Raw genomic sequence first — 13,024 nt, forward strand, 5'->3', positions numbered from 1 at the left:
TATGTTTATTATTGTCGTATTCTTAGCTCAGACGCTATTTTTTAGCAAGAAAAAGCGTTTCATCGACACTCAATAAATATATACTAGCAGCGTTGTAAAGGAATTGGGAGTAAAAATTGGGGTTATTCAGTGTCTTGGGTTAAAAAACTTTTAATAGTCTGCCTGGTTGGTTTTTTCGCCGGGATCCTGACGATCGTTGCGATGTACTTTTATGTCCGAAATGATCTGCCTGACGTGGCAACATTGAAGGAAGTAAAGCTGCAAACCCCGATGCAGGTTTATACTGCCGACGGCCAGCTTATTTCACAATTTGGTGAGAAACGGCGGATCCCGTTAAAACTGGATGAAATGCCACCTTTGCTGATTCAGGCCTTCTTAGCTATTGAAGATACAAGGTTTTATGAACATCCTGGTATAGATGTTATTGGTATAATGCGTGCCCTGACCGTGGTCGCATCCTCTGGCGACTTTAGTCAGGGTGCCAGTACGATTACTCAACAGTTGGCGCGTAATTTCTTCCTGAGCCGGGAGAAAAAGATCATCCGCAAAATTAAAGAAGTGTTCCTCGCGTTCCGAATTGAGAACCTTCTGGAAAAAGATGAGATTCTTGAGCTGTATCTGAATAAAATTGAATTAGGTCATCGTTCCTTTGGTGTTGGTGCCGCTGCGCAGGTGTATTTTGGTAAAACCGTGACCGAATTAACCCTGGATGAAATTGCCATTATAGCTGGCTTACCCAAAGCGCCCTCAATACTCAATCCTATCCGTTCTCCCGCTAACGCAAAAAAACGGCGGGATACGGTACTCACCCGGATGCGCGCTATCGATGTTATTAGTGAACAAGAATACCGCACTGCGTTAGCAGCGCCGATTACCAGCAAGTTGCATGGCGCTCAGATCACTGCTTCAGCACCTTATATTGCCGAAATGGTTCGTCAGCAGATGATCGAGCGCTTTGGTGAAGAAGCGGCTTATTCTGAAGGCTACCGGGTATACACTACTATTCAAAGCAAGGAACAGCAGGCGGCAAAGCAAGCCTTACAACAAAACTTATATCAATATGATGAGCGCCATGGTTACCGCGGGCCAGTAGCAACTTTATGGCAAGCAGAGCTAGCAGCAAACAACTCCTCCGAAACTACAGAAAGCACCGATATACTATTGTTCAACGAAACTAACCGCCCCGAACATAACGACATCTTGGCCTATTTGAGTGAGCAGCAAGGTATTGAGGATTTATTTCCTGCTGTGGTACTTACGGTAAAAGACAAAAGCGCTGAAGTGTTGCTGGCCAGTGATCAGATAATAACGCTGGAATGGGATGGCTTAAAGTGGGCCAGAGCCTTTATTACTGATGAGCGTCAGGGTGTGGCACCAAAAAGTGCTGCCGCCATATTGGCGCCGGGTATGCATGTTATGGTGCGGCAACAGGATACACTATGGCGTTTGAGCCAGATCCCGGCAGCAAGCAGCGCTTTAGTTGCAGTGAATCCTGAAAATGGCGCCATACAGGCGTTAGTCGGCGGCTACAGTTTCAGTCAGAGCCAGTTTAACCGGGCAACTCAGGCAAAACGCCAGGTGGGTTCAAATATTAAGCCTTTTATCTACTCTGCGGCATTGGAGCACGGCTATACCCTGGCTTCGATAATGAATGATGCGCCGATCCATCAATGGGATGATAATGCGGGTATTGCCTGGCGACCGCGCAATTCGCCCCCGGTATATGATGGACCAATCCGGATCAGGGAAGCCTTGGCGAAATCCAAAAACGTCGTGTCAGTCCGTTTGCTTCGCGGTGTCGGTATCGACCAGAGTATTCGTCATTTACAACGCTTTGGTTTTGCCGCTAATGATTTACCTCGCAACGAAACTTTGTCATTAGGTTCTGCGTCATTAACGCCGCTCGAAGTGGTTACCGGGTACGCTGCGTTTGCTAATGGCGGGTTTCTGGTAACCCCCTTTGTCGTTGATCGGGTGCTGAATGAGCAGAATGAAGTGATTTATCAACATTACCCAAAAGTTGCCTGTCGGGATTGTCTGACACAGACTCAGTCTGCAAACCAATTGACACAGGATACCGTCGAGACGGCTGCGCCAGAATTGACTGCTGACAGTGAACAACAGTTACAGGAGTTGTTTAACGCCATGCAACAGGATGAATCAGCCGAGCCAGATGCGGAAGCAGAGCCGGTTGAACCGCAAGTAGCGGAACAGGTAATCAGTAGTCAGAATGCTTACTTGATTGCCGATGCCCTGACCAGCAGCGTCTGGGGTGGCGGCGACTGGCGTCAAGGTACTGGCTGGAATGGCACGGCCTGGCGCATTCAACAATTGCAACGGCGTGACATTTCTGCAAAAACCGGGACTACCAATGATTCTAAAGATACCTGGTTTTCCGGATTTACCACCGCCACGGCAGTAACTACCTGGGTAGGCTTTGATGATGCCAACCGTAGTCTCGGCCGGGCGCAGTGGCATGCCAATATGGGCCAGGATCAGAGTGCTGGGACCGAGTCTGGAGCCAGAACTGCATTGCCTGCCTGGCTGGATTATATGGCAATAGTGCTGCCTGGCTATTCGGAAGAACCCTTGCAGCCTCCAACTGGCCTGGCATCGGTGCGGATTGATTTAGCCAGTGGCTTACTCAGCCGCAGTACCGACCATACCAGCACTTTTGAATTTTTTAAAATTGGTACTGAGCCAACCCAGTATAGTCAGAATAGCGTGCAGCAAATTCATTTCGATAATGATAAGAAAGCTGAACCGGACGAATCTGAACTGTTTTGATGTAGACCAGACACAGCATTAACTGACATTACAGTTAATGCTATGTCTCCACCAAAAAGGCCAGCAAGTTTGCTGGCCTTTTTTAGTTTTCCATCGTCAGCTTTTCATCGCAGCTAACGATTGTTAGTCGTTTTTTCAAACCAGAGTTTCGCATTGGCTAACGCCTGCATAACCTGCTCTGATGCCGTTCCGCCTAATGCACACCGTCGCGCCATGCCGGCTTCCAGGGTTAAAGCGGGATACACATCATCACTGATTAAGGTGCTTACCTGCTGCAACTGGGCAAGGCTCAAAGCTTCCAGCGGCAGTTGTTGTTTTGAGGCCACTAATACCAGCTCACCGGCACATTCATGGGCATCCCGAAAAGGCATACCTTTGCTTACCAGATAATCCGCAAGATCGGTGGCATTGCTGTAACCCAGCTCAGCGGCTTTACGGCATTGTTGCCGGTTCACCGTTAAGTGTGGCAGCACGGTCGCCAATACCAATAGTGACTGCTGCCAACTGTGCATCAGATCAAAAAAGCCCTGCTTATCTTCCTGCATATCTTTGTTATAAGCCAACGGTAAACCTTTGAGCACATGCAAAATGGCCACCAGATGACCCAGCACCCGGCCAGTTTTGCCTCGCAATAGCTCAAATACGTCGGGGTTTTTCTTTTGTGGCATCAGTGATGAACCTGAACTGATCGCATCACCCAATTTAAAGAAGCCAGCTTCACCAGAGCAGAAGAAAATCACATCCTCTGACAACCGGGATAAATGAGTCATACATAAGCTGGCCGTTGCAGAGAGTTCGACCAGGTAATCGCGGTCCGATACTGCATCTAAGCTATTTAAGGCCGCGTTACCAAAGCCCAGCTCAGATGCCAGAACCTGGCGATCGATATTTATCCCGGTACCTGCCAACGCACCGCAACCAAGCGGACAACTGTCCATTCTAACCAGCGCATCGTCAAGCCGGCCCAGGTCACGCTTAAACATTTCGACATAAGCCAATGCCCAGTGGGCAACTAACACCGGTTGGGCTCGCTGCAAATGGGTAAAGCCCGGCATCACGGCGTGCTCAGCTTTATCAGCAAACTCAAGCAATGCCGCCAGTGCCGCCAACAACGATTTACGCACTGTCCCCGCTTGCAAACGGGTCCATAAGCGTAAATCAGTTGCGACTAAATCGTTGCGACTGCGGCCGGTATGTAACTTTTTCGCCACGCTCCCCAGCTTGGCGGTAAGCTGGCTTTCCACCCAGCTATGAATATCTTCTTCTGTTGTCTGCAATGGCAAACGCGGATCAGCTTCGATTGCTATCGCCAGATCGGCCAAGCCCTGCTCAAGTTGGCTGGCCTCGTCAGCGCTAATAATGCCAGCGTGTTGCAGGCCTTTGGTCCAGGCTCTGGATGCGGCAATATCCTGTTGGGCCAATAAATAATCAAAACTGAGTGAGTCATTAAAATCACGAAACTCGCTCAGGGTAGCCTCCGTAAAGCGTCCTCCCCACATAGCCATAATGCTTAATCCTTTTGTTGATGCATTGCCCGGATCCGGCTGGCCAAACTGTATAACCGGATAAATCCAGCAGCATCTTTCTGATCATAGACTTCATCGCCTTCAAAGGTAGCAAAAGCCTCTGAATACAGGGTATTAACCGAGCGACGTTTGGCAACAGTAACATTACCTTTATACAACTTAATGACGATATCCCCTGTTAACTGCTCTGCCAGCGATGTGGCCGCAGCCAGTAACGCGTCTTTTAATGGGGTAAACCAACGGCCATCGTAGACCAGTTGAGCAAACTCCAGACCGATCTCTTCACGGTACTTCAGTGAGCTTCGATCATAAACCAGCGCTTCCAACCCTTTTAAGCCAGCCAGTAAGATTGTTCCGCCTGGTGTTTCATAACAACCACGGGATTTCATCCCCACCAGCCGGTTTTCGACGATATCAATCCTGCCAACGCCATGTTCAGAGCCCAGCTCGTTCAAAAATTGAATAGCGGCCACCCCATCAAGTTGCTGTCCATTTACCCGGGTTAACACACCACGTTCAAATGCCAGCTCAACATAAGCAGGGTGATCTGGCGCCTGTTCGGGTGATTTCGTCCACATCCATACTTGTTTGGACGGCTCGCACCACGGGTCTTCCAGCTCGCCGCCTTCATGCGATATATGCCACAGATTGGCATCACGACTATAAATCTTGGTAGCAGAAGCGGTAGTCGGTACCTTTTTTTCAGCCAGATAATCCAGCAGCGATTGCCTGGAGTTAAACTGCCATTCCCGCCATGGTGCGATAACTTTTAACTGCGGTGCCAGCGCCGCAAAACAGCTTTCAAAGCGCACCTGATCGTTACCTTTACCGGTGCAACCGTGGCATAAAGCATCCGCACCCAACTCCAGTGCCAGCTTAACCTGTGCTCTGGCAATCACCGGCCTGGCCATTGAAGTCCCCAGTAAGTACTGACCTTCATAAACGGCGCCGGTTTTTAACGTTGGATAAATAACCTCATTGACCAATTCATGCTGCAGATCGACTACATAACAACTACTGGCTCCTGAGTTAATGGCTTTTTGCTCAACGCCGGCCAGCTCTTCCTCGCCTTGACCAACATTGGCGACAAATGCAATCACCTCACAGTCATAGTTATCCTTTAACCACGGCACAATAGCTGATGTATCCAGGCCACCTGAATAGGCTAATACCACTTTTTTTACACTCATTATTACCTCAACTAAATAAACTGACTAAAACCGCATTCTGAGCATGCATCCGATTCTCGGCCTGCTGCAATACCAGTGAATAATCACTGTCAAGCACTTCGCTGGTCACTTCCTGGCCCCGATGCGCCGGTAAACAATGCATAAAATGTTTTACTGCTAAACGCTGCATTACCGCAGTGTTAATCTGATAATCGGCAAATAACTGGCCAACTTGTTTTGGATCCGCTTTAGCACCCATCGACAACCAGGTATCAGTATAAATAGCATCTACCCCTGCGGCAGAAGATAAATGCTGACTCAGTACCAGTTTAGCGCCACTTTTCGCTGCCATTTGCTGTGCTTTTAATAAAACGTGGGCATCAGGGCCATATCCAGGAGGGGTAATAACGGTTAAATCCATGCCCATAATTGCTGCGCCCAGCATTAACGAATGACACACATTATTGCCGTCGCCAACAAAGGCTAAATGTACCTTATTCAGCTCGCCAAATTGCTCATGTAACGTCAGTAAATCCGCCAGAGCCTGGCAAGGATGATATAAATCACTCAGGGCATTAATTACCGGCTTTTTACTGCTATGTGCCAGCTCTACCAACGTTTTCTGACTAAAGACCCGGGCGACTATCGCATCGGTCCAGCACGCCAGATTACTGCCAAAGTCATGCACCGATTCACGTACGCCCATGGCACCATTTTGTAAATCGAGATAAACACTGTGGCCACCCAGCTTGTTAATTCCCACGTCAAAGCTAACCCGGGTTCGTAGTGACGGCTTTTCAAACAGCAGGGCGATGCTTTTGCCAGCCAGCGCCGAGCTATACTGCGCCGGGTTCTGCTTAATTTTTACGGCTAATGTCAACATCTGACTAAGTTGGGTCCGGTCCAAATCCGCTAAGCACAATAGCTGACTTAATTTACTCATAAAACACGCTGTTATCCGCCAGGCGGTTTCCCAGGTTATGCCATCAGTACACTGTTTTATACTGCAGCGGGTTTAATATAAAATGCAGGTGCCTACCGGCTCGTTCTGCATCAGTTTTAATAAATTCTCTGGCTGTTGCCAGCCCGCAACAATGATATTGCGCTGCAGTGCCAGGCCGGTTTCCAGGGCCGCATCCAGTTTTACTTTCATACCGCCTTTGATTACGCCACTGGCTACCAGCTCAGCAGCCCCGGCGGGACTGAGCTCGGCAATAAGTTGCATCTGGCTGTCCAGAATACCCGGAACATCTGTCAGCAAGACTAATTCGCCCTGTACGAGCTGGCAAATGGCGGCAGCGGCCAAATCTGCGTTTACATTCAACAACTGGCCTTCGCTACCAATGCCCACTGAGCTGAATACCGGCGTGAACCCCTGCTCCAGTAATAACTGGATCAGCGTTGCACTATTCGCCTTTGCCAGACCAACCGCCCCAAGCTTAGTATTAACCGTAAACTTCAAACTGGCACCGGCAGACAGATTCAGCCCCACCGGATCCAAGCCTTGCTGCATCGCCCGGCTCACTAACTCTGCATTAACTGCACCGTCCAGCGCGCCAGTGATTACCGGCATTTGTTCTGCAGGGGATACACGCTGGCCATCAATTTTTTCAGTGCTAAAGCCAAATTTTGCCAACCAGAGATCGACCTGATCGCCACCGCCGTGCACCAGTACCACAGGCCGCTGTTGCTTGAGCCGACAGCACACAGCAAGCAATGCATCCAGCGCAGGGCGTTCCTGTAATAAGCGGCCGCCCATTTTTATTACCAGCGGTAAGGTATTCATACCGCCACCCCACCGAACAAGCCCGCGGTTTCTGGCTTATTAAAACGTACATTAGCGGCCTGCATTGCCTGCGCTGCAGCGCCTTTTAACAGGTTATCAATGGCTGACACCACCACCAACTGCTCGCCATCTTGCTGCCAGTACAGGTCGCAATAGGGCGTACCGGCTACGTTAGCGACATTCGGCGATTGATTTAATAAACGGACCAACGGTTTATGCTGATAAGCCTCAGTAAAGGCGCTTTTTACTTGCTGTGGACTGACATCAGACTTTAACGTCACCACACTGGTAGCAAGAATACCGCGTTTAAAATTGCCCAAATGAGGGGTAAAGACCACTTTGCGGCCGAGGTTTTGTTCAATTTCAGGACGATGACGATGGCCAAAAAACCCATAGGCATTTAAACCCACTTCACAAAAAGAGGTACTAAGCGCGGCTTTGCGCCCGGCGCCTGACACACCACTGGTCGCATTAATCACCGGGATGCATTGCTCCGCCAGCAAGCCACCGTTTACCAGTGGTAACAACGCCAGTGAACAGGCGGTTGGATAACAGCCAGGAACAGAAATCAGATTTTTTGGAGTCTCCTTCAGCCACTCCATCAGGCAATATACCGCTTCGTCTAGCAGCTCCGGATGCTGATGCTGGTAACCATAGTATTTAGGATACAGCGCAGGCTGTTTTAGCCTGAACGCCCCTGATAAATCGACCACCACTATACCAGCGGCCAACAGCAATGGTGTAACCGCTTCACTAGCTTCGTGCGGCAATGCCAGAAAAGCGACGTCAACCGCCAAGCCGCCAATCCTTTCATCCTGCCAGGGCTCTACCATAATATCTATCGAATTAGTAAAGCGCGGATATAAATTACTGAATGGCTCGGCGGTGCGACCCGCAGACGCAAAAGCATAATCGAGTGAAAAATAAGGGTTGGCTACCAGCAAAGCGCATAGCTCAGCACCGCTGTAGCCCGCTGCACCTAACACTGCACTGCGAATTTTTGGATCGGAAGATGGCACTAAAGACATGTTTACCCTATTCAGTTGCAAAACCAGCTAAAAGTTATAGCATATAACGGCTGCTAGTGTAGAACGGCAAACATGCAGAATCAACAATAATTATGCTGTTTTTGTGAATTTTTATCTAAACTTATCATGTAACAGTCTTAGCTGTTATCGTTAATAATCACCGTATTGCGACCATGGTTTTTTGCCTGATACAATGCCCTGTCTGCATCAATAAGCAATTGCTTGCCATCATCGTTATCGTCAAGTATCGCTACGCCGATACTTAGCGTAATGGTCAAGTCAGCAACAATATCAGTGTAATCAGCACGGGCTACCTGCTGTCGGAGTCTGTCGCAGACTTCCTCGGCTAAGGATATCGGGGTATCTGGCAATAAAATAACAAACTCTTCGCCGCCCCAACGAGCCAGCGAATCAATATCGCGACAATGTTTTTGCAGGGTTGCGGCTACCCGCTTTAATACTGCATCACCTACCGTATGCGACCAGTTATCATTGACCTTTTTAAAATGGTCAATATCGAGTAACGCCAGACAAAGTGGTTCCTTTTGGCGCTTCGCCCGCTTCAACTCATGCTGCATTGCTTCATCAAATGCCCGGCGGTTAGCCAGACCGGTCAATGAATCCAGTCTGGCTAACGCAGCCAATTCAGCCGTTTTTTCAGCAACCTGTAATTTCAGTTTTAATTCGCTGCGCTTTAAACTGCCAAGACGCCAACGAACCACACCGATAACCAGCACTGCAAGCACCAGCACAACCAGCAACTGAAACAATGGCCGTTGCCATAAGTGAGGGGCAATCCTAAATGATACCGTTGCCGCAGGACTCCAGCCACCATCAGGATATGAGGCCGCAACGTTAAACCGGTACTTGCCCGGGACCAGATTAGTATATTGCACATTTGCCTGGGTACCACGCACGGCCCAGTCCTGTTCAAAGCCTTCCAGCATAGTACGGTACTGAATGCGCTGCGGCATAATATAGCCAAGGCCGGCATATTCCAGTTCTATCCGGCTGGTGCCAGCAGCCAGTTCAATCGTCTGCTCTGGCGCGTACTCTTTACCATCCGCCATCAGCTTTTCCAGCACCACCGGCGGAATGACGGCAGAAAACGATGTTAACCTGGCTGGTTGCACCTTGCTGACCCCGACAGAGGTAGCAACCCACACCGAGCCATCATTATGCAAACTGGCCGCTGGTGAAGAACCGCCATTAGCCTGTGCACTGGCCATACCGTCACTTTCACCAAAGAGCTCATAATTTATCTGATCGCGCCGACCATAAACCACATCAAGCGCTTGTTGCCTGCCCAGGCGAAGCACCCCCCGGTTAGTGGATATCCAGAAGTGCTGTTGTTTATCAATAACCAGCTGAAACAGTTTATCAAACGGCATGCCATGGGCTCTGCCAACCAGAGCAAGCTGTTCGCTAGCCAAATCAAATGCCACCAGACCCCGGTCAGTCGTCATCCATAAAATACCAGCGTCGGGGTCCTCCAGGAAGCCAAACGCGTACTCGGCCTGATCTAACACGCTGAAATCAAGTTGACGTATCTTATTGTTATGCCATATCGATACACCGGCACCGCTGCCAATAAATACCCTACCATCAAGGGTTCGATGCAACGCCATGATAAAGGGAGAAGGCAGTGTTCCTGCGACTACTGGTGTAGTCAGCTGTCCCTGGTCAATTAATGTAAGCCCCTGCGAGGTACCAACCAACACTGAGCCATCTGGCATTGGCAGAATAGCCCGCACTTCATTCGCTGCCAGACCATCTTCACTGCGATAGTGCGCCACTATCTCGCCATTTGCATAATGTAAAAGGCCGTCGGTATAGGTGCCGATCCACAGGCTTTGCTGCGCCCCCTGCGCCAGACTCAGTATCGATTGCCCGGCGGCATGACTTGAGAGGTCAATATTGCGGATAGTGCCATTGCAAATTTGATCGAGGCCCCGGCTACTGCCGACATAAACGCAATCAGCCTGATCAGACATAACGGTTCGGACGTAATTGTCCGCCAACCCTTGCTCGCTGGTGTACGTAGTAAATGGTGCGTCACGCAAGCGGAATATCCCTCCATTGGTGCCGACCCACAAGCTACGCTCTTTATCTCTAAACAACGCCAGTACCCGGTTATTGGGCAAGCCTTGCTCAATGCTCAGTTGCTCCAGCTCATCATTAACCAGTCGCAATAAACCGCGATCTACCGTGCCTATCCAAAGTACGCCTGAGCGTTCAGGTAACAAGGTAGCTACCGGCACATCTGTCAGTAATCTGATTAATTGCTGTTGTTCATTCAGTTTAAATAAACCGCGCTCTGTGCCGATCAGCAACTGCTGCTCGTTATTGGCAGCGAGCGCAAATACCGGCAGAGAAAGCTGCGCGGTAAATTGTTGGCTTAACGCTAATTGACTATCGATTAATGCCAGACCGGCCATGGTTCCAACCCAAATCTGACCCTGGTCGTCTTCAAATAAACTATGAACGGCATTAGCAGGTAAACCATTGTCTACGGTGAACTGGCGCCGACTACCATCGGGCAGTTGCATAATTACGCCTGCTCCTTCAGTTGCTAACCAAAGCCGTTGCTGACTGTCGACTATTGCTTTATTGATCAGCACGCCAAGTGGAGGGTAACTTTGCCACTGGTAGCCTGTAATCCTGGCGATGCCACCACGGGACCCAGCGACTACAAGATCACCGTCTGCGGCTACACTCAAGGTACGGATCCCTGAGTCAGGCAGACCGGTTTGCTCGTTGCGCTCAAAAATGTCGAAGCGACGACCGTTAAAACGGGCAACCCCCTCCCAGGTGGCAAACCACAAGTAACCATCTGGGGTTTGGGCAATCGCATTAATCGTGTTGTGAGGTAACCCATCGATGGTGCTCCAGCTTTCGCTGAAGTAGTTATCAAGGCTGACCATATCATCATTTGTTGTAGCGGCTGGCGTCGCGACAGCTGGCAGAACCAGCAATCCACTCAACAACCAAAGCAGGCCGTACACACTGCGCCGGCAAACAGTTAACAACGGCATGGCCAATCCCTGTCTCGAGAAAACTAAACTTGCAACGACAAGATTACCGCTTTTGCCGTTACTTGTGAAGCATCATGCAACAGGAATGGCTAAAGTACCGGCCTTGCGCCTAACAGGTGACATATAGCGTAGCTTAGCTCACTGCGATTCAAGGTATAAAAGTGGAACTGATCAACGCCTTCCTGACTCAGTACTTTGACCATCTCCATCGCAATATTTGCCCCAACCAGATTGCGGGTCGTCGGATCACTTTCCAGCCCCTGGTAGGCTTTGTTCATCCAGTCCGGGATAGCCACATTGGTCAGGCCGGCAAATTTTTGCAACTGTTGAAAGTTGGTAACCGGCAGAATGCCTGGAATAATATCAACATCGATGCCTATTGCTGCACAGCGATCGCGGTAGCGTAAAAACTTTTCAATATCAAAGAAAAACTGCGTGATGGCTCTTGATGCGCCCGCTTCTACTTTGCGTTTCAAATTAAGCAAATCGAACTGGGCGTTAGGCGCTTGTGGGTGCACTTCAGGATAGGCTGCCACAGAAATATCAAAATCAGCCACTGAGCGCAGAATTTTCACCAAATCTGCTGCATACAATTCTGGTATTGCCGCACTGTCGGGCGGCAAATCGCCGCGTAAAGCAACAATATGCCGTATGCCGTTATCCCAGTAATCGCGAGCAATTTCAATAAGCTGATCCTTACTGGCATCGACACAGGTTAAATGTGGTGCTGCAATTAAGCCAGTGCGCTGTTTAATTGACTTGATAATATCATGCGTGCGATCACGCTCACCGGAATTCGCACCATAGGTTACCGATACAAAAGACGGGGCTAACGGCGCCAATCGTTCAATCGACTGCCACAATGTTTGTTCCATCTGCGGTGTTTTGGGAGGAAAAAATTCGAAGCTAACGTTAACCTTACCCTGCACATCGTGCAGGTTGCGGTTAATAGCATCCAGATACCGGGCATTTGCAAAAGCCATAATTACTCTCGTTAAACCATAAAACTAACGGCTTGCGCCAGTTAATATAAGCTGCTGACACAACTGGGCAACATCAGCATGAATACCACCGGCGGTAACTTGCTTACCGGCCCCCGGACCTTTTAACACCAACGGGTTAGCGCTGTACCATTGGCTTTCTATCACAAAAATATTGTCGCAGGGTGCCAGCGCGGCAAGCGGCTCATCAGGCGCTACCTGTAACAGTTTCACTTCAGCCCGTGGCCCACTGTCGGTAAGGGTTAGATTTGCGGCATAGCGCAATACCTTGCCAGAGGCCTTAGCGTCAGCCAGCGCGCTGGCCAGCATGTTGTCCAGTAACTCGCGCCGTTGCCAGGCATCAGCCCAACTGCCGGCGCACAGCGCTTCGGGCATCAAGGGTTGTAAGCTAATATGCTCTAACTCCAGGCTCAGCCCCAGCTCTCTGGCCAGCACCAACAACTTGCGCTGTACATCAATACCCGATAAATCATCTCTTGGATCCGGCTCCGTAAAACCCAGCTCAGCCGCTTGCGCAAGCAAGCTTGAAAACGGCACGCTGCCGTCATACTTGCAAAGCAACCAGGATAAGGTGCCGGAAAATATCCCGCTTACCCGGCTAATGCCATCGCCACTTTGCAGCAAGGATTTAATGACCTGTTGCACCGGAATACCGGCACCAACCGTGGTATTACTGCGCCAGCTAAGCTGCG

At 49.7% G+C, this 13,024-nt stretch carries 8 protein-coding genes and 1 pseudogene; 1 reads left to right on the forward strand and 8 read right to left on the reverse strand.

The window, feature by feature from the left end:
• Positions 1-129: 129 nt before the first annotated feature.
• Positions 130-2,787 carry a penicillin-binding protein 1A gene (locus ABY802_RS02060; protein WP_372625344.1) on the forward strand — a complete coding sequence of 886 codons (2,658 nt, stop codon included), beginning with the start codon at positions 130-132 and terminating at the stop codon, positions 2,785-2,787.
• A gap of 113 nt (positions 2,788-2,900) precedes the next feature.
• On the opposite strand, the gene argH is transcribed toward ABY802_RS02060, so the two are convergent.
• The 8 genes and pseudogenes from argH to ABY802_RS02100 form a co-directional block, all read right to left on the reverse strand.
• A complete protein-coding gene (argH, locus tag ABY802_RS02065; RefSeq protein ID WP_372625345.1) occupies positions 2,901-4,292 on the reverse strand; it encodes an argininosuccinate lyase in 1,392 nt (463 codons plus the stop codon).
• A 5-nt stretch (positions 4,293-4,297) separates the two neighbouring features.
• Complete coding sequence (locus ABY802_RS02070) at positions 4,298-5,503, reverse strand: argininosuccinate synthase (RefSeq protein WP_372625346.1); 1,206 nt, start codon at positions 5,501-5,503, stop codon at positions 4,298-4,300.
• Between the two features lie 7 nt (positions 5,504-5,510).
• Complete coding sequence (locus tag ABY802_RS02075) at positions 5,511-6,425, reverse strand: ornithine carbamoyltransferase (RefSeq protein WP_372625347.1); 915 nt, start codon at positions 6,423-6,425, stop codon at positions 5,511-5,513.
• A 72-nt stretch (positions 6,426-6,497) separates the two neighbouring features.
• A complete protein-coding gene (argB, locus tag ABY802_RS02080) occupies positions 6,498-7,268 on the reverse strand; it encodes an acetylglutamate kinase (protein WP_372625348.1) in 771 nt (256 codons plus the stop codon).
• Positions 7,265-8,296 (reverse strand): N-acetyl-gamma-glutamyl-phosphate reductase, encoded by a 1,032-nt coding sequence (gene argC, locus ABY802_RS02085; protein WP_372625349.1) that lies wholly within the window; start codon positions 8,294-8,296, stop codon positions 7,265-7,267. The genes argB and argC overlap by 4 nt, the downstream gene beginning before the upstream one ends.
• A gap of 137 nt (positions 8,297-8,433) precedes the next feature.
• Positions 8,434-11,331, reverse strand: coding sequence for a diguanylate cyclase (locus ABY802_RS02090; RefSeq protein ID WP_372625350.1), 2,898 nt, complete (start codon positions 11,329-11,331; stop codon positions 8,434-8,436).
• An 89-nt stretch (positions 11,332-11,420) separates the two neighbouring features.
• Positions 11,421-12,314, reverse strand: coding sequence for a methylenetetrahydrofolate reductase (gene metF, locus ABY802_RS02095; RefSeq protein ID WP_372625351.1), 894 nt, complete (start codon positions 12,312-12,314; stop codon positions 11,421-11,423).
• A 24-nt stretch (positions 12,315-12,338) separates the two neighbouring features.
• Positions 12,339-13,024: pseudogene (locus ABY802_RS02100) on the reverse strand (homoserine dehydrogenase); the annotation flags it as partial.

This window comes from Arsukibacterium sp. (assembly GCF_041616895.1).
Classification (GTDB): Bacteria; Pseudomonadota; Gammaproteobacteria; order Enterobacterales; family Alteromonadaceae; genus Alishewanella.